This window comes from Pseudomonas sp. FP2300 (genome assembly GCF_030687595.1).
Lineage (GTDB): Bacteria > Pseudomonadota > Gammaproteobacteria > Pseudomonadales > Pseudomonadaceae > Aquipseudomonas > Aquipseudomonas bijieensis.
This window is the reverse complement of sequence record NZ_CP117440.1, coordinates 6,516,115-6,532,825: the sequence shown is the minus strand read 5'-3', so window position 1 is coordinate 6,532,825 and position 16,711 is coordinate 6,516,115. Positions and strand designations below refer to the sequence as shown.

The window sequence follows — 16,711 nt, the reverse complement described above, 5'->3', positions numbered from 1 at the left end:
CGCTACGCAGTGCCCGTCCGCACCTTCGCCAAGCCCGGAAGGAGAAACCCATGGGACAGCGTACGCCTCTGTATGACCTTCATCTCGCCCTCGGCGCGAAGATGGTCGATTTTGGCGGTTGGGATATGCCTTTGCACTACGGCTCGCAAGTCGAAGAACACCATCAGGTGCGTCGCGACTGCGGTGTGTTCGATGTCTCCCACATGACCGTGATCGATGTCGCAGGCGCCCAGGCCAAGGCCTGGCTCCAGCGTTTGCTGGCCAATGACGTCGATCGTTTGCAGGACGCAGGAAGTGCCCTGTACAGCGCAATGCTCAATGAGCGCGGCGGCATCGTCGACGACATGATCGTCTACCGTGTCGAAGACGGTTATCGGCTGGTCTTCAACGCCTCGACCCGCGACCAGGACCTGGCCTGGATGCAGGCACAGCTCGGTGACTACGATGTGCAGCTGCATGAGCGCCCCGAACTGGCGATGCTGGCGATCCAGGGCCCCCAGGCCCGGCAGAAGATCGCTGAACTGGTGACGCAACAGCGTGGGCAAATCATCCAGCAACTCAAGCCTTTCGAAGGTCGCGCCGACGGCGAATGGTTCATCGCCCGGACCGGCTACACCGGCGAAGATGGCCTGGAAATCGTCCTGCCTGCCCAGGAGGCGCCGAGTTTCTTCAACGACCTGGTAGGTGCCGGCATTTCGCCCATCGGCCTTGGCGCTCGCGATACCTTGCGCCTGGAGGCCGGCATGAACCTCTACGGCCAGGACATCCACCAAGACGTTTCCCCGCTGGCCTCGAACATGGCCTGGAGTATCGCCTGGGAACCGGCGAACCGTCAGTTCATCGGGCGCAGTGCGCTGGAAACCGAGCTTGCCAGTGGCGTGCAGCACAAACTGGTCGGGCTGGTGCTGGAAGAACGCGGCGTTTTACGCGCCCATCAGGTGGTTCGCATCGCCAATGTTGGCGAAGGGGAGATCACCAGTGGTAGTTTTTCTCCTACGCTTAGCAAGTCGATCGCCCTGGCACGTGTTCCGATGGCTACCGCCGACCGTGCCGAGGTAGAAATTCGCGGCAAGTGGTATCCGGTACGGGTGGTCAAGCCGACCTTCGTCCGCCATGGCAAAACCCTGATCTAACCTTTTGCGGCGGGCCGCTGGCCGCTGACACTTCTCTTGAGGACACAGAGTATGAGTTTTATCCCTACCGATTTGCATTTTGCCGAAAGCCATGAGTGGGCACGCCTGGAAGCTGACGGTAGCGTCACCGTGGGCATCAGCGATCATGCGCAGGAAGCCTTGGGCGATGTAGTATTTGTCGAGTTGCCCGAGGTTGGTAAGGTGTTTTCCGCAAATGACCAGGCCGGTGTGGTTGAGTCGGTCAAGGCCGCTTCCGATATCTATTCCCCGATTGCAGGTGAAGTGATCGCGGTCAACGAGGAGTTGGGCGGTTCTCCGGAACTGCTGAACTCCGATCCGTACAGCGCCTGGATCTTCAAGCTCAAGCCAGAGAACAAGGCCGACTTGGACAAGTTGCTCGACGCGGCCGGCTATAAGTCCGCTATCGGCGAATAACCCGGATCTAATGTGGGAGCGGGCTTACTCGCGAAAGCGGTGTGTCAGGTTCAGTATTGTTGACTGATACGCCGCTTTCGCGAGCAAGCCCGCTCCCACAGGATATTGGGGGCAGCCTTGGGATGTTCACCGGGCAAAAAAATGCCGCTCAATCGAGCGGCATTTTTTATTGGGCGGGAATCAGTCCTGGGCGACGGCGTTTTTCGCCAGGATCGCGTTGGCCAGCTCCATGTCGGTGGCTTGCAGGCCTGGGTTGTCGGCACGAACTTTTTGCATCGCCGCTTCCAGGTAGGGGCCACGAATACCGCCATCACTGGCAACGAAGCTACCGGCATCGTCCTGGGCAGCGACGATCAGCTTGTGATCCTTGAAGGTCAGGTAGGTGGATCCGGTGGTCGCGCCGGATGAGATGACGTTACGCCAAAACGTGTCGGCCATTGCCGAGCCAACAGGAAGAGACAGCAAGGCTAGGGTAGCGACAGCAAGTTTGAGACGCATGATAGGTGACTCCACTGGGTTAACTATGACTTTGGATTACCTGCGCCTCTATTCAGTTCCATGACTTGTCAGTCAGCCCGTTCCACCTGCAGCACCGCACCTTCCTGTGCCACTACCCTGACCCGCGTGCCAACGGCCGACTCGGGCCCCTTGGCCAGCCAGACACTGTCGGCCACCTTGATCTTGCCACGGCCATCGACAATCGCTTCATGAACCGGGAAAACCTTGCCGATCAGCTCCTGGCCGCGCAGGTTCAGGTGCGGCTGGTCGCTTTGGCGCACAGCGCTGCGCTGGCGCTGCCACCAGTACAGTGCCGTTGCGATGGCGAACAGGCCGAACAACAGGAACTGCATCTCCCACGACATCTGCGGCAGGATGAACGTGAGCACGCCGACCGCGGCGGCGGCCATGCCGATCCACAGCAAGTAGCCGCCGGCGCCGAACACTTCAAGGATCAGCAGGATGACACCCAGCGCCAGCCAGTCCCAATACGACATGTGTTGCAGGAATTCCCACATAGGCGCGCCTCAGGCTTTCTTGCTGTCGAAGGTGGCCCTGACGATCTCGCCGATGCCGCCGACCGCACCGATGACCTGGCTGGCTTCCAGCGGCATCAGAATCACCTTGCTGTTGTTGGCCGAAGCCAGCTTGCCCAGCGCATCGATGTATTTCTGCGCGACGAAATAGTTCACGGCCTGGACATTACCGTCGGCAATCGCCTGGGACACCACCTGGGTGGCCAGTGCTTCGGCCTGTGCCTGGCGCTCGCGGGCCTCGGACTCCAGGAACGCGGCCTGGCGGCTGCCCTCGGCCTCGAGGATTTGCGCCTGCTTCTTGCCTTCGGCGGTGAGAATCGCCGACGCTCGCAGGCCCTCGGCTTCGAGGATCTGGGCACGCTTGATACGTTCGGCTTTCATTTGTCCCGACATGGCGGCCATCAGGTCGGCCGGTGGGCTGATGTCCTTGATCTCGATCCGGGTGATCTTGATGCCCCATGGCGCCGTGGCTTCATCGACGGTGCGCAGCAGTTTTTCGTTGATACCGTCACGCTGGCTCAGCATCGCGTCCAGCTCCATGGACCCCAGCACGGTGCGGATATTGGTTTGCAGCAGGTTGCGGATGGCGTGTTCGAGGTTGTTGACCTCGTAGGCTGCCTGGGCCGTATTGACCACCTGGAAGAAGCACACGGCGTCGATCTGCACTGTGGCGTTGTCGGCGGTAATGACTTCCTGGGGCGGGATGTCCAGTACGCTTTCCATGACATTGATCTTGCGCCCGATGCGATCCATCACCGGGATGATGATGTTCAAGCCGGGCTTGAGCGTGTTGGTGTAGCGACCGAACCGCTCGACAGTCCATTGGTAGCCCTGGGGCACGACCTTGAAACCCATGAACAGGATGGCGACCACGAGGCCGATGAAAAGTAGAAGTACGCTACCGATCTGCATGACGGTTCCCTGTGCGAATTGAGATGGACCTGCGAGCCCTGAGTGTAGGGCAAGCGGCCACTATCTTCCCTATGTGGGAGCAAAGCTTGCTCGCGATGCAGGCGCCTTGCTTCCCAGGGAGACCGCGTTATCTTCATCGCGGGCAAGCCTTGCTCCCACAGCGGGGATAAATCCCCTCGCCACAGGTGCTGCCACAACTACTTCTGCTCGCTCTGTGGCGTAACCCGCAGCACTTCCTCGACTGTGGTCAAGCCAGCCGCCACCTTTTGTGCCCCCGACAAGCGCAGGCTGCGCATGCCTTCCTTGAAGGCCTGGCGGCGCACCGCCAACAGGTCGGTGTCGGGGTGGATCAAGGCCTTGACGCTGTCGGTCAGTTGCATGATTTCGTAGACGCCGGCGCGGCCGCGGTAACCGGTGTCGCGGCATTCCAGGCAACCGACGGCTTGTTGGGCATTGCTCGGCAGCGGTGCCTGCCAGGGCCGGGTCAGGGTCTGCCAGTCATCTTCATCCAGGGTCAGGGGGGCCTTGCACTGCGGGCATAGGGTGCGCACCAGCCGCTGGGCCATGACCCCGAGCACGGTGGCCTTGATCAGGTAATGGGGCACACCCAGCTCCAGCAGGCGACTGATGGCGCTCGGCGCGTCATTGGTGTGCAGCGTCGACAGCACAAGGTGCCCGGTGAGCGCCGCCTGGATCGCCATTTCAGCGGTCTCCAGGTCGCGGATCTCGCCGATCATGATGATGTCCGGGTCTTGTCGCATCAGTGCCCGCACCCCGGCAGCGAAGCTCAGGTCGATGTTGTGCTGGACCTGCATCTGGTTGAAGGATGCCTCGACCATTTCAATCGGGTCTTCGATGGTGCAGAGGTTCACTTCCGGCGTCGCCAGTTTCTTGAGGGTGGTGTAGAGGGTGGTGGTCTTGCCGGAACCGGTAGGCCCGGTTACCAGGATGATGCCGTTGGGCTGGCGGGTCATGTCCTGCCAGCGGCGCAGGTCGTCGGCGGAGAAACCGAGCTGGTCGAAGTCCTTGAGCAACACTTCCGGGTCGAAGATCCGCATGACCATTTTTTCACCGAACGCCGTGGGCAAGGTCGACAGGCGCAATTCCACTTCGCCGCCGTCCGGGGTCTTGGTCTTGACCCGGCCGTCCTGGGGTTTGCGTTTTTCCGCGACGTTCATCCGCCCCAGGCTCTTGAGGCGGCTGACGATCGCCATCGTGACCTGCGGCGGGAACTGATAGACGGTGTGCAGCACCCCGTCGATGCGAAACCGTACGGTGCCCTGCTCGCGGCGCGGTTCGATGTGGATATCACTGGCGCGCTGCTGGAAGGCGTACTGGAACAGCCAGTCGACGATATTGACGATGTGGGCGTCATTGGCGTCCGGCTCCTGGTCGCTGGCACCCAGGTTGAGCAACTGTTCGAAATTGCTCAGGTTGCTCGGCTGCTGGTCGACCGTGGTGGCGCCGCTGACCGATTTGGCCAGGCGATAGAACTCCACGCTCAAGCGCTGGATGTCCACCGGGTTGGCGACCACCCGCTTGATCGGCAGCTTGAGCACGTGGGTCAGGTCGGCTTCCCAACTGCTGACGTAAGGTTGTGCGCTGGCGACGGTGACGGCGTCACGATCGACCGCCACCGCGAGGATCTTGTGACGCTGGGCAAAGGCATAGGACATCAAGGGCGTCACGGCCGCGACGTTGATTTTCAACGGGTCGATGCGCATGTAGGGCTGGCCGGCCTGCTGGGACAACCATAGGGTCAGGCTCTCCAGGTCCAGGCGCTTGCCGGGGCGGCTGAGGTCGTCCAGGTGCTGGTTGGCGATGAACTCCAGGGGATGCAACTGGGCATTGGCGCTGTGGCGTCGGCGGGCGTTAAGCGCGGTTTCGGCTGAATCCTGGCTGATGAAGCCCTGGGCGACCAGTTGGCGCAGCAGATCGTTGAGGTCCAGCCAGCGGTCCTGAGTGGCGTGTTTGGTGGACATGCGGGTTCCTATTGGACAATTGCAGCAAAGCCGCGATACAGACGCTTCGGCGTCCTCGCTCGGTGTGCAAAAGAATAGTCCCGACCCTATGGACCGTTGGGCCACTACCCGACCAATGCGTTGCGAAATCTTGCCCGTGGAGGTTCATCCCGCTGCTTGGGCCGGCCCAACCCGTGCAATATCAGCATCTTGCAGGTCCACCGAGCAGACGCTGATCAAGTTACGTAATTTTTCCGCGATGACTTGGGCACGGTGCCAGCTCAGCCCGTCCATGACGATGTCCAGCGACAGCAGATCGTCGAGGCGCTCGACATGAACCTGCTGCGGCGTCAGGCCCTGCAAGGCAAACAGGTTCAACGCCCGACACAGTAAATCCGGCTCGGCTTCGGCCAGCAGTTGGTACCGCGCCCGGCAATGGGTATTGGCGGCGTGCCAGGCATCGGCGCGGGTCGGGGCAAGGGCAACGGCTTCGAGTGGGGGCATGTTCGGTCTCCTTGGGGGCGGGAGAAATATTTACATGCGTCGTGGGGTATTTCTTATCTAAGATGCGTGAAATTGGCGGTGTTTCGAATTGCCTGATTCTCTAAATCAATCATTGTGGGTTTGATTATGCATAGTGAGTTGGACGGCTACGACCGCAGGATACTGGCACTGCTGCAAGAAGATGCCTCGCTGTCCAGTGCGCAGATCGCCGAGCAGGTGGGTTTGTCGCAATCGCCGTGCTGGCGGCGGATCCAGCGGATGAAGGAGGAGGGCATCATTCGCGGCCAGGTGACGCTGCTGGATCGCAAGAAAATCGGCCTCAATACGCAGATCTTCGCCGAAATCAAACTCAACGCCCATGGACGTTCGAATTTCACCGAGTTCACCGAGGCGATTCGCGGCTTTCCCGAGGTGCTGGAGTGTTACGTGCTGATGGGCTCGGTGGATTTCCTGCTGCGCATCGTCACGGCGGATATCGAGGCCTATGAGCGATTCTTTTTCGAGAAGCTGTCGATGGTGCCGGGGATCCAGGAGGTGAACTCGATCGTGGCGCTGTCGGAGATCAAGTCGACGACGAGTTTGCCGGTGGTGCGCTGAGCTGTCCTGCGGTGTCTGTGCTGGCCACATCGCGAGCAGGCTCGCTCCCACAATGGATCTTCGGCAAATAGAGATCCCATGTGGGAGCGAGCCTGCTCGCGATGGCGATGTTACAGACGCAGCAAAGTCTTCCAAGCCCGATTCTGGTAAACCGCAATCGCCTGTTGCTTGCGTGCATCCAGCGTTTCGTCGGTGATCGGCTGGTTGGCCAGTTGCGCCAGTTTGTTCAACTCGCCGTAGAGGCGGTCCATTTCCGGGATCTCCAGCACATGACGGGCGTGGTGGAGCCAGGCCTGGATGCGTTCGATGCGCGGCAGTTGCTCGGCGAGGTCTTCCGGCTGCTGCTGATAGCGTTGCAATTGCAGGGACGAGGACTCTTCGCCCAGCAGGCGCGACAGCCAACTGCCCAGTTGCGCCGCGCCCTGGCGATTGCCACGGGTGTTGCGCTCGGCGGCCCAACTGCGAGCCAGCAGCCAGCGTGAGGTGTTGAGGGAAAACAGGCCCCAGCGCGGGTCTTGCAGCTCTTCGAGGAACTGTTCCGGCGCGGCCTTGCGCACGTCTTCATCATCCAGGCCGGCCTGGACCAGCGGGCGCCAGTCTTCCAGCAACGCGTCCAGGGCCAGGCGCAAGTCGTGGGTCGATTGGCGCGGCGCGGCCTGGCCGAGGCTGCTGAGCAGGGCGCGCAGTTCGGCGAGGTTTTCCACCCAGTCCTGCAACAGGCGCCAGTGGCCGTTGAAGCGGTATTGCTCGGCCAGGCGCTGGCTGCTGCCGAGCAAATGCCAGCTCAGCGCGGCGAAGGCGTCGTCCAGCGGCGTTTCGGCGGTCAGTTGCGGGGCCGGCAGGCTCAGGGCATAGCTGCCTGCGTCATACAGGCGATAGCCACGCTCGGCCTTGCTGATGTCGCAAGGCATCAACGGCAGGGTCGCGGCCAGTTCGGCTGCCAGTTCCAGCAGGGCGGCGGGTTCGCCTTCGCGCAGCTCCAGCTCCAGCTCGCAGATCTCTTCCTTCTGCTTGCCGACCACGACATGGCCCAGGTCCAGGGCGGCTTCGATGACCACCTTGCTTTTGCCACGGCCCCAGGCGATTTCAGCGCGTTCGCGAACGAAATCGGTGGTGAAGATGGCCTTGAGGGTTTTCTTGTCCAGTTCGGTCAAGGCCTCGGGCCAGCATTCGCCGTCGAGCTTCTTCAGGTCGAGCTTGGCCTTGGGCAGGTGCCAGTCGTACTCATTGCGCTCGGACAGGCCGGCGACGCTCTGGCCGCGGGTCTTGAGGGTCTGGATCACGTCTTCGCCGTCGCGACGCAAGCGCAGGGCGACCTTGGCCCGGGCCAGGTCACGCTCTGGCGTGTCGAAATACTGGTTCATCAGTTCGTGGCGTTCCCAGCCACTCTTGTTGCGTTTTTTCAGCAGCGGATGCTCGCGCAAGGCTGCCAGGGTCTCGCGGCTGACGCGGAGTTTGATTTCGGTTTCTTTCTGCATGGCCGGAAAATCCAGGGATCGGGTGTGCAGCCGGGGGAAGGTGTGGCTGCCAAGGTCGTGCAGTGTACAGGACTCGTCCACCCTAGGTGCTGCGGCGGTTTATTCCTTGCGCCAGATGGTTCTATGATGGACATCAATCTGTAAGCCCGGAGTCAGCGATGCCTTTGCCGTCCATAAAAGATCAATTCGCTGCCCTGATCGCCGCGCCTTCGGTCAGTTGTACCCAGCCTGGGCTCGACCAGTCCAACAGCACCGTGATCGAGCTGTTGGCAGGCTGGCTCACGGAGCTTGGGTTCTCCTGCGATATCCAGCAGGTCAGCCCGGGCAAGTTCAACCTGCTGGCCAGTTTCGGCAGCGGTCCCGGCGGCCTGGTGCTGGCGGGTCACAGTGACACCGTGCCGTTCGACGCCGCGCTTTGGCAGACCGACCCGTTGAAGCTCACCGAGGTCGATGGCCGTTGGGTCGGCCTGGGCAGTTGTGACATGAAGGGTTTTTTCGCCCTGGTCATTGAAGCGGTCAAGCCGCTGCTGGACCAACCGTTCAAGCAGCCGCTGCTGATCCTCGCCACCTGCGACGAAGAAAGCTCCATGGCCGGCGCCCGGGCCCTGGCCGATGCCGGACGACCACTGGGGCGCGCGGCGGTGATTGGTGAACCGACCGGCCTGCGGCCGATTCGCCTGCACAAAGGCGTGATGATGGAGCGCATCGATATTCTTGGGCGCAGCGGTCATTCCTCCGACCCGAGCCTGGGCCACAGCGCGCTGGAAGCCATGCACGATGCCATGGGCGAACTGCGTGGCCTGCGCCTGCAATGGCAGCGTGAATTCCGTAACCCGCAGTTCACCGTACCGCAGCCGACCCTGAACTTCGGCTGCATCCACGGCGGCGACAATCCCAACCGGATTTGCGGGCAGTGCTCCATGGAATTCGACCTGCGGCCCTTGCCCGGCATGGACCCGCAAGTGTTGCGTGCGGCGATCCAGCAGAAGCTCGACCCCATCGCCGAGCGCCATAAGGTCAAGATCGACTACGCCCCGCTGTTCCCCGAAGTGCCGCCGTTCGAGCAGGTCGAGGACTGCGAACTGGTACGGGTGGCCGAGCGACTCACCGGCCATCGAGCCGAAGCAGTGGCGTTCGGCACCGAAGCGCCTTATCTTCAGCGCCTTGGCTGCGAAACCCTGGTACTCGGTCCCGGCGATATCGCCTGTGCCCACCAACCGGGCGAGTACCTTGAAATGTCACGTTTGCTACCTACCGTACAGCTGTTGCGGCAGTTGATCGGTCATTACTGTCTGACGCCGGCCACGGCCGGTTAAATTGCCCCCTTGCGGGCCCGTATTCATCACATGAGGAGAGCGCGCGTGTCGCCAAGCCTGTTCCGACGATAACCACCAGCCCGTTGTGCGTTCTGTTTCGTCTTTTTTTGGCTGTTATTTATTACAGGTCCAGGTTCATGCCCGAATACGTCAATTGGCTTCGTCACGCTTCGCCCTACATCAACGCCCACCGCGATTGCACCTTCATCGTCATGCTGCCCGGCGACGGGGTGGAACACCCTAACTTCGGCAATATCGTCCATGACCTGGTGCTGCTGCACAGCCTCGGCGTGCGCCTGGTGCTGGTCCACGGTTCGCGCCCGCAGATCGAGGCCCGCCTCGCTGCACGGGGGCTGACGCCCCATTATCACCACGGCATGCGCATCACCGATGCCGCCACACTGGAATGCGTGATCGATGCGGTCGGCCAACTGCGCATCGCTATCGAGGCACGCCTGTCCATGGACATGGCGTCCTCGCCCATGCAGGGCTCGCGGCTGCGGGTCGCCAGCGGCAACCTGGTCACCGCACGTCCCATTGGTGTGCTCGAAGGCGTGGATTATCACCACACCGGTGAAGTGCGTCGGGTCGATCGCAAGGGCATCAATCGCCTTTTGGACGAACGCTCCATCGTGCTGCTGTCGCCGTTGGGATATTCACCCACCGGGGAGATCTTCAACCTCGCCTGCGAAGACGTCGCCACCCGGGCGGCCATCGACCTGGCGGCCGACAAGCTGCTGCTGTTCGGGGCCGAGCAGGGGCTTATCGGTGAGGACGGGCGGCTGGTTCGCGAATTGCGTCCGCAACAGGTTCCGGGCCATATGCAGCGCTTGGGTAGCGACTATCAGGCCGAACTGCTGGATGCGGCGGCCCAGGCCTGTCGTGGCGGTGTCGCGCGCAGCCATATCGTCAGTTATGCCGAGGACGGTGCGCTGCTGGCTGAGCTGTTCACCCGCGATGGCAGCGGCACGCTGGTGGCCCAGGAGCAATTCGAAGTGGTACGCGAAGCGGCCATTGAGGATGTCGGCGGGCTGCTGGACCTGATCAGCCCGCTGGAAGAGCAGGGGATCCTGGTGCGTCGCTCCCGCGAAGTGCTGGAGCGCGAGATCGAACAGTTCAGCGTGGTCGAACGCGAAGGCATGATCATCGCCTGTGCGGCGCTGTACCAGATCGCCGATTCGGATGCCGGGGAGCTGGCCTGCCTGGCAGTGAACCCGGAGTACCGCCACGGTGGCCGGGGCGATGAGCTGCTGGAACGGATCGAAACCCGGGCCCGCGCCCAAGGGCTCAAGACGCTGTTCGTACTGACGACCCGGACTGCCCACTGGTTCCGCGAACGCGGTTTCGAGCCCAGCAGCGTCGACCGTCTGCCGGCCGCGCGGGCGTCGCTCTACAACTATCAGCGTAATTCGAAGATCTTCGAAAAAGCGCTCTGAGCGACCCGTCTAAAAACCCGTGCTGCCGCGGTCTTCTTGATTTCAGACAATGAGCGACTAGTCTGGGAGGGCTCAAGATCGCGGCATGTACGAGCGTTGGTACGCCTGACCACCGTTGCGACGAAACACGCTTCAGGATTCCTCAACGGCGCCGATAAGCCTTGTCTCGGCTTGATGACGCTTTGATGGCAACCATATGTCGAAAAGAGCTGAAAACTGTTGAAACAATTCTTTTTGGAATTATAGAGAATCCATTATCCTGCGGACCGGTGTAGTGGGGGTTAGACCATAGTCGTACTCACAAATGGTTACGATTGACTTGTCAGTCACGGTCTGGCGCTAATCGCGCATCCGCGGAATCCGGGCGTTCGATCCGGAACCAAAGACACACAAGAATTAGAAAACGAGAGGAGCGAAGCATGAAGAAGTCCACCTTGGCCCTGGCTGTGGCCGTTGGGGTTTTGGCGCAGCAGGCAGGCGCCGCTGGTTTTATCGAAGACAGCAAGGCGTCTGTCAGTTCTCGTACGTTGTATTTCAATAACGACAACCATGAAACGGGTAGCGAGGATCTGCGCGAAACGGGCACCGGCCTCAAGTTCGACTACAAGTCCGGCTTCACGCAAGGTGTCGTGGGTTTCGGTATCGACGCTCAGGCACTGGTTGGTATTCGTCTCGATGGCGGTCGTGGCCGTAACAACGGTTCCTATATGCCAGCTGATACGGATGGTTCGGCGGTACATGATTGGAGCCGTCTGTCCGGTAACGTAAAGGCGCTTTTCTCCAAGACCGAGGCCCACCTGGGCGGTGCCCTGGCGCCTAACCTGCCGATCCTGGTTTCCAACGACAGCCGTCTGCTGCCGCAAACCTTTGAAGGTGGGACCATCACCTCCAAGGAAATCGACAACGTCACGTTCAACGCTGGTCAGTTGGAACACGCCACAGGCCGTGCATCGAGCAACAGCACCGGCCTGGCAGTGGCGGGCGGTACCCAGGACAGCAACCAGTTCCGCTTTGGCGGTGCTGACTGGAAGGTCACCAAAGACCTGACGCTGCAGTACTACTACGCCAACCTGCAGGATTACTACAAGCAACACTTCCTGGGCGCGGTGCATGTTTTCCCGATCAGCGAAGGTCAATCCTTCAAGACGGACCTGCGTTACTTCGACAGCAGTTCCGATGGTCGCAACGGCGACGCGGGTTATCGGTTCAACAACAACGGCGGTTATGCCAAGCATGCGGGCGAGGTCGATAACAAGACCTGGAGCGCCATGTTCACTTACACCCTCGGCGGCAGCGCCTTCCTGCTGGGTCACCAGCAAGTCGGTGATGACGGTGGCTTCGTATACCTGAACCAGGGCAGCGTGGTTAACGGCAACGGTCGTCCCGAAGGTGCCGGCGGCGCGAGCTTCTACCTGTTCACCGACAGCATGATCAACGGGTTTGTCCGCGCAGGTGAAAACACCACCTTCGGCCAATACTCCTATGACTTCGCTTCCTTGGGCGTTCCAGGCCTGAAGGCCTCGGTTGCCTATCTGCGTGGTGACGACGTCAAAACCGCCAACGGCGCAAGCGATTACTCCGAGTGGGAACGCGACATGCGTGTGGATTACGTAATCCAGCAGGGCGCGTTGAAAGGCTTCGGCACTACCCTGCGTCAGGGTACCTACCGTAGTAGCGGTGCAGGCGACAGCCAGGATCAGACCCGCCTGATCTTCAACTACACTTACAACTTCATGTAAGACGTAGCGTGTCTAGTCCTGAAATAGGTTTACACCTGTTTCAGTCTCAAAACGCCCGATGCACCGCATCGGGCGTTTTGTATTTCAGGGCCAAATGAGGTCGCTTACGGTTATAGATTTCTATCGATTCCTCAACCATGCGCTTGGCTTGGGCGAGGTCTTTGGGACGGTGTAAAAGAAATTCTGTTTTCAGAATCCCATTCACTCGTTCCGCTAGGGCATTCTGGTAGCAGTCGTAGCCATCCGTCATCGAACACCTGACGCCATGCTTGGCGTGCAGCTTTTGGTAGAGATCAGAGCAGTATTGCGAGCCCCGATCGGAGTGATGTACCAGTGGCTGATTGGTTCTTCGGTGTCGAAGAGCTTTCGTCATCGCCCGGATGACTGACTCGGTATGCAGGCTTTCATGCACATGATGGCCGACTATTTTGCGCGAGAACGCATCAGTGACCAGACTTACGTAAGCGACGCTTTGCTCGGTCGGTAAATAGGTTATATCCGCCACCCACACCTGTTCCGGGCCGGTGGCAGTGACTTGGTCAGGGCCGGGCTTGAGCCGATTCGGATGTCGACGGAAGCGATGATGACTGTCGGTAGTCTTGTGATAAGCGCGTTTGCGTGGGACCAGTTGTCGATGGTCTCGCAGAATATCGAACAATCGATCTCGGCCTACCGTTTGCGTTAGTTCAGGTTCGGCTTGCATTAGCCCATGCAGCTTACGGGTGCCCAACCGAGGCATTTCAAGGCGTGCCTCCAGCACAAACCCCAGCACCTTTTGCGCATGGCTAGCTTGCGCGTCGTAAGCTCGATTGCGCTTGTAATACGCCTGCCGTGAGATGCCCAGAAACTGGCAAGCCCTGGTGACACTCAGGCCTTCGATTTGCCCTTGGCTGAGGACTTGCCGGATCGCTTTTTTACGACAGAAACACCGTAATCGTTTTTCGGCACGTCAACGACAGCTTCAAAAAATTGGGCTTTCTGGTTGGCAAGGGCCAGCTTTTCTTCCAGCTCCTTGATTCGCTGCTCTGGTGTCAGCGGCAAATTTGGCTCGGCCATCGGTCGGTTCCTCTGGGCACGAATGGAGGCGCCTTGGCTCCAGTCCTGCCGCCCATGCTTGCGTAACCATACCAACACAGTCGACCGGCCCTGAATCCCATAACGCCGTTGAGCCTCTTTATAACTCAGTTCGCCCTTTTCAACCTGATCGACAACCGCCAATTTAAAGCCCAGCGTGTAATCACGCTGACTACGCCTTCTTCCTGAATCCATTGGTTCCTCCTGAGGATAGGTCAGAAGGTGTAAACCTTATTCAGGACGAGACAGCGAAGTAAAAAAAGCCCCGCCCGGCAGCACGCCGGGCGGGGCTTTTGCGTTTTTGGCTCAACGAGCCGGAGCTCGCTTTATACCTTGGACTCCAGCGCGTCCTTACGCAGAATGAATGCGCTGAACGCTAGAAAATCATCCAGATGTCCGGTGATGATCGCGACCATGATCGGCAGTTGCAGGGCTTGGTAGTCATGCACGGCGATATTCCTGAACCCACCATGTTCTTCAGGTTTTTCACCAGACCCTCTTGCATCCAGCCCCCTTGGAAAAGCAACTCGAATGTATCGCGGGCACTTTGCGGGACACCCAGTCGTTCACGGCGAATCAAATGCTGTCCCATATCCAGTGCCGCTTCACACGCACGCTGAATGTTCAGGACTGCCGAATCCTGGCGAGTGAAGTCGGTGGCAAACGTAGCGGGATCCTTCTCGTATTCCTCCCGTACCCTGGCGACGCAACGTTCGATACTGGCGGCTTTATTGATCAGTACGTCATCGGCCATACACGCTGCCTTCTTCCTGAATATCCTTGAGCAATCCCGCCCGAGCTTCATCGAGAGCGGTTTTTTCGCTGAGAATGAAACACTCGAACAATCCCGCCTGTACGTCTCTGGCCCAGAGTCTCTGGCCTCGGGTCACGATCTGGTATTGCATGACGGTCGTTGCCGCGCGTAGATCGATCAGATCCACCGGACTGCCGGCGATATCCGCCAAATCACCTGAAAGTTGCCATAACGACACAGGATCAACTTCGCCGGACAAGAGCACAGCCAAATCGACATCACTGTCAGGCCCAGCGGTGCCCTGTGCATGGCTACCGAACAGGTAAACCGCCAGCAGTCCAGGGAGATGGTTTTGCAGATGAGTCAGCAAGGCTTGAGTGTTCATCCTGCCTATCCTAGCCGCTCGTCCTGAAATCGCCTCAATAATTTCCGTAGTGTGGGTACAAAACAAAAAAAGCCCCGCCCGGCAACACGCCGGGCGGGGCTTTTACGTTTTCGAGTCGGGCCCACCCCTGTAGCCTTCCTCGAAACTTCTCCTCTTTCAGCAACTCGAGGCCTTCTCGAAACCTCGGAATCGATCTTGGGCCGGTATGCGGAATGGTGCCAGTGAACAGTTTTTTATATTCACTAAAGATCTAGATAAATGGATATTTATTCTTTTTAAAGCAATCAAAACCGGTGCAAAGTTGGGCTCACAACAACCTCATCCAGGAGCCGCACCATGAGCCTCAGACTTGGCGACATCGCCCCCGACTTCGAACAGGATTCCAGCGCCGGCAAGATTCGCTTCCACGAATGGCTCGGCGACAGCTGGGGTGTGCTGTTTTCCCACCCGGCGGACTTCACGCCGGTATGCACCACCGAGCTGGGCCTGACCGCCAAGCTCAAGGACGAATTCGCCCAGCGCGGGGTCAAGGCCATTGCTCTTTCGGTGGACCCGGTGGACTCGCACCACAAGTGGATCGAGGACATTAACGAGACCCAGAACGCCGTGGTCAATTTTCCGATCCTGGCTGATGCCGACCGCAAGGTATCGGACCTGTACGACTTGATCCACCCCAACGCCAGCGACACCTTGACCGTGCGTTCACTGTTCGTGATCGATCCGAACAAGAAGATTCGTCTGACCATCACCTACCCGGCCAGCACCGGGCGCAATTTCAACGAAATCCTGCGCGTGATCGATTCCCTGCAACTGACCGATAACTACAAAGTCGCCACCCCGGCCAACTGGCAGGACGGTGATGAAGTGGTGATCGTGCCGTCGCTCAAGGATGAAGAGGAACTCAAGCAGCGCTTTCCCAAGGGCTACCGCGCCGTGAAGCCCTACCTGCGCCTCACCCCGCAGCCCAATCGCTGACGCAAAACCTGAACCTGTGGGAGCGAGCCTGCTCGCGATAGTGGTCTATCAGTCGACATCGCTGCTGGCATCCGACGCCATCGCGAGCAGGCTCGCTCCCACAAAGGGATTTCTGTGCACCAAGGGTTTTGGCCGTTCCGACGGCCTTTTTTAATGCCTTGAATAAGGCAATTTATATATCTCCATATCGAATAACCAAATGAATAAATATGATTTAAAGATATATGAATCCCCTGTTATGGTTTGACCCATGCAGCGAGATCGCCCGCCGCGAATCGCACGTGACAGTTAAGGAATGGTAGGCATGTTGGTCGTCTCACTTGGTGGCAGTCCCAGCCAACGCTCCCGCTCCGGGGTGCTGCTGGAGCGCTCGCAACGCTGGTTGCAGCAACAAGGTGTGGAGGTGGTGAGCTATCAGGTGCGCGATTTCCCGGCCGAAGATCTGCTTCATGCCCGTTTCGATAGCCCGAAGGTGGTCGATCTGCTCCAGCAAATCGAAAATGCCGACGGCCTGTTGATCGCCACGCCGGTGTACAAGGCGTCTTTCTCCGGTGCGCTGAAGACCGTGCTGGACTTGCTGCCCGAGCGCGCCCTGGCCCATAAAGTGGTGTTGCCGATGGCAACCGGCGGCAGCATCGCCCACATGCTGGCGGTGGATTACGCCCTCAAGCCAGTGTTGTCGGCGCTCAAGGCCCAGGAAATGCTCCACGGGATCTTTGCCGAAGACAGCCAGATCGCTTATGGCGAAGGCAGCGCCCAGGCGCAGTTGGCGCCGGCCCTGCAACAGCGCCTGGACGAAGCGCTGGAACAGTTTTTCAGCGCCATGGCCCGTCGGCCCAGGCCGCTGGACCCCAGTGTATTGAACGAACGTTTGTTGAGTGCTCGCTGGAGCATTTGAACCCGGAACACCACTGATTCAACTCACCTTACTCAGCCGCCAACGGCCAAGCAGGTGCAGCCAAAACCCCACAGCAAAAA

Annotated in this window: 16 protein-coding genes and 1 pseudogene; 8 read left to right on the top strand and 9 right to left on the bottom strand. The window is 59.7% G+C overall.

Going from position 1 to position 16,711, the window contains the following annotated elements:
• Window positions 1-50: 50 nt before the first annotated feature.
• A complete protein-coding gene (gcvT, locus tag PSH86_RS29185; RefSeq protein WP_249015695.1) occupies window positions 51-1,133 on the top strand; it encodes a glycine cleavage system aminomethyltransferase GcvT in 1,083 nt (360 codons plus the stop codon).
• 51 nt (window positions 1,134-1,184) lie between these two features.
• Window positions 1,185-1,568: a glycine cleavage system protein GcvH gene (gene gcvH / locus PSH86_RS29180; RefSeq protein ID WP_305486672.1), complete on the top strand. Its 384-nt coding sequence runs from the start codon at window positions 1,185-1,187 to the stop codon at window positions 1,566-1,568.
• Window positions 1,569-1,748: 180 nt separating this feature from the next.
• Here the strand turns inward: gcvH and PSH86_RS29175 are convergent, their stop codons facing one another.
• The 5 genes from PSH86_RS29175 to PSH86_RS29155 all read right to left on the bottom strand — a co-directional run bounded on the left by PSH86_RS29175 (window position 1,749) and on the right by PSH86_RS29155 (window position 5,979).
• The gene (locus tag PSH86_RS29175) at window positions 1,749-2,069 is read right to left on the bottom strand and encodes a DUF2388 domain-containing protein (RefSeq protein ID WP_170846005.1); all 321 of its coding nucleotides are present in this window, start codon (window positions 2,067-2,069) and stop codon (window positions 1,749-1,751) included.
• Window positions 2,070-2,134: 65 nt separating this feature from the next.
• Window positions 2,135-2,584 carry an NfeD family protein gene (locus PSH86_RS29170; protein ID WP_109752565.1) on the bottom strand — a complete coding sequence of 150 codons (450 nt, stop codon included), beginning with the start codon at window positions 2,582-2,584 and terminating at the stop codon, window positions 2,135-2,137.
• A 9-nt stretch (window positions 2,585-2,593) separates the two neighbouring features.
• Complete coding sequence (locus PSH86_RS29165) at window positions 2,594-3,514, bottom strand: SPFH domain-containing protein (RefSeq protein ID WP_014340768.1); 921 nt, start codon at window positions 3,512-3,514, stop codon at window positions 2,594-2,596.
• 197 nt (window positions 3,515-3,711) lie between these two features.
• Window positions 3,712-5,496, bottom strand: coding sequence for a GspE/PulE family protein (locus PSH86_RS29160; RefSeq protein ID WP_109752563.1), 1,785 nt, complete (start codon window positions 5,494-5,496; stop codon window positions 3,712-3,714).
• Window positions 5,497-5,640: 144 nt separating this feature from the next.
• The gene (locus tag PSH86_RS29155) at window positions 5,641-5,979 is read right to left on the bottom strand and encodes a hypothetical protein (protein ID WP_109752561.1); all 339 of its coding nucleotides are present in this window, start codon (window positions 5,977-5,979) and stop codon (window positions 5,641-5,643) included.
• A gap of 126 nt (window positions 5,980-6,105) precedes the next feature.
• Here PSH86_RS29155 and PSH86_RS29150 point away from each other — a divergent pair, with 126 nt between their 5' ends.
• On the top strand, window positions 6,106-6,576 hold the full coding sequence (locus tag PSH86_RS29150; RefSeq protein WP_038856038.1) for an Lrp/AsnC family transcriptional regulator: 471 nt from the start codon (window positions 6,106-6,108) through the stop codon (window positions 6,574-6,576).
• A gap of 110 nt (window positions 6,577-6,686) precedes the next feature.
• On the opposite strand, the gene PSH86_RS29145 is transcribed toward PSH86_RS29150, so the two are convergent.
• Entirely contained in the window at window positions 6,687-8,054 is a 1,368-nt protein-coding gene (locus PSH86_RS29145) for an inorganic triphosphatase (RefSeq protein WP_109752558.1), read from the bottom strand.
• Window positions 8,055-8,212: 158 nt separating this feature from the next.
• Between PSH86_RS29145 and argE the strand changes: the two genes are divergently transcribed.
• From argE to PSH86_RS29130, 3 genes are all read left to right on the top strand, one after another.
• On the top strand, window positions 8,213-9,370 hold the full coding sequence (argE, locus tag PSH86_RS29140; protein ID WP_305486669.1) for an acetylornithine deacetylase: 1,158 nt from the start codon (window positions 8,213-8,215) through the stop codon (window positions 9,368-9,370).
• A 137-nt stretch (window positions 9,371-9,507) separates the two neighbouring features.
• Entirely contained in the window at window positions 9,508-10,806 is a 1,299-nt protein-coding gene (argA, locus tag PSH86_RS29135) for an amino-acid N-acetyltransferase (RefSeq protein ID WP_109752554.1), read from the top strand.
• 419 nt (window positions 10,807-11,225) lie between these two features.
• The gene (locus PSH86_RS29130) at window positions 11,226-12,545 is read left to right on the top strand and encodes an OprD family porin (protein ID WP_249015693.1); all 1,320 of its coding nucleotides are present in this window, start codon (window positions 11,226-11,228) and stop codon (window positions 12,543-12,545) included.
• Between the two features lie 46 nt (window positions 12,546-12,591).
• Here PSH86_RS29130 and PSH86_RS29125 read toward each other — a convergent pair.
• The 3 genes and pseudogenes from PSH86_RS29125 to PSH86_RS29115 all read right to left on the bottom strand — a co-directional run bounded on the left by PSH86_RS29125 (window position 12,592) and on the right by PSH86_RS29115 (window position 14,758).
• Window positions 12,592-13,814 (bottom strand): IS3 family transposase gene (locus PSH86_RS29125; RefSeq protein ID WP_305486664.1). Its coding sequence is split into 2 segments (ribosomal slippage): window positions 12,592-13,463 and window positions 13,463-13,814, totalling 1,224 coding nucleotides; the frame shifts between segments, so codons are not numbered across the junction.
• Window positions 13,815-13,945: 131 nt separating this feature from the next.
• Window positions 13,946-14,373, bottom strand: a pseudogene (locus tag PSH86_RS29120) (DUF86 domain-containing protein).
• A complete protein-coding gene (locus tag PSH86_RS29115) occupies window positions 14,363-14,758 on the bottom strand; it encodes a nucleotidyltransferase domain-containing protein (RefSeq protein ID WP_109752548.1) in 396 nt (131 codons plus the stop codon). Before PSH86_RS29115 ends, PSH86_RS29120 begins: the two are co-directional and overlap by 11 nt.
• Window positions 14,759-15,094: 336 nt before the next feature.
• Here PSH86_RS29115 and PSH86_RS29110 point away from each other — a divergent pair, with 336 nt between their 5' ends.
• Both PSH86_RS29110 and ssuE read left to right on the top strand, forming a co-directional pair.
• Window positions 15,095-15,733 carry a peroxiredoxin gene (locus tag PSH86_RS29110; protein WP_024617266.1) on the top strand — a complete coding sequence of 213 codons (639 nt, stop codon included), beginning with the start codon at window positions 15,095-15,097 and terminating at the stop codon, window positions 15,731-15,733.
• Between the two features lie 304 nt (window positions 15,734-16,037).
• Entirely contained in the window at window positions 16,038-16,631 is a 594-nt protein-coding gene (gene ssuE, locus PSH86_RS29105) for an NADPH-dependent FMN reductase (RefSeq protein WP_063323891.1), read from the top strand.
• Window positions 16,632-16,711: the final 80 nt, after the last annotated feature.

What these genes read in the sequence shown, in the direction of transcription:
- ssuE (WP_063323891.1), top strand. Translation starts at nt 16,038, where the DNA reads ATGTTGGTCGTCTCACTTGGTGGCAGTCCCAGCCAACGCTCCCGCTCC.
- PSH86_RS29115 (WP_109752548.1), bottom strand. Translation starts at nt 14,758, where the DNA reads ATGAACACTCAAGCCTTGCTGACTCATCTGCAAAACCATCTCCCTGGA.
- gcvH (WP_305486672.1), top strand. Translation starts at nt 1,185, where the DNA reads ATGAGTTTTATCCCTACCGATTTGCATTTTGCCGAAAGCCATGAGTGG.
- PSH86_RS29160 (WP_109752563.1), bottom strand. Translation starts at nt 5,496, where the DNA reads ATGTCCACCAAACACGCCACTCAGGACCGCTGGCTGGACCTCAACGAT.
- argE (WP_305486669.1), top strand. Translation starts at nt 8,213, where the DNA reads ATGCCTTTGCCGTCCATAAAAGATCAATTCGCTGCCCTGATCGCCGCG.
- PSH86_RS29130 (WP_249015693.1), top strand. Translation starts at nt 11,226, where the DNA reads ATGAAGAAGTCCACCTTGGCCCTGGCTGTGGCCGTTGGGGTTTTGGCG.
- PSH86_RS29165 (WP_014340768.1), bottom strand. Translation starts at nt 3,514, where the DNA reads ATGCAGATCGGTAGCGTACTTCTACTTTTCATCGGCCTCGTGGTCGCC.
- argA (WP_109752554.1), top strand. Translation starts at nt 9,508, where the DNA reads ATGCCCGAATACGTCAATTGGCTTCGTCACGCTTCGCCCTACATCAAC.
- PSH86_RS29145 (WP_109752558.1), bottom strand. Translation starts at nt 8,054, where the DNA reads ATGCAGAAAGAAACCGAAATCAAACTCCGCGTCAGCCGCGAGACCCTG.
- gcvT (WP_249015695.1), top strand. Translation starts at nt 51, where the DNA reads ATGGGACAGCGTACGCCTCTGTATGACCTTCATCTCGCCCTCGGCGCG.
- PSH86_RS29110 (WP_024617266.1), top strand. Translation starts at nt 15,095, where the DNA reads ATGAGCCTCAGACTTGGCGACATCGCCCCCGACTTCGAACAGGATTCC.
- PSH86_RS29155 (WP_109752561.1), bottom strand. Translation starts at nt 5,979, where the DNA reads ATGCCCCCACTCGAAGCCGTTGCCCTTGCCCCGACCCGCGCCGATGCC.
- PSH86_RS29170 (WP_109752565.1), bottom strand. Translation starts at nt 2,584, where the DNA reads ATGTGGGAATTCCTGCAACACATGTCGTATTGGGACTGGCTGGCGCTG.
- PSH86_RS29150 (WP_038856038.1), top strand. Translation starts at nt 6,106, where the DNA reads ATGCATAGTGAGTTGGACGGCTACGACCGCAGGATACTGGCACTGCTG.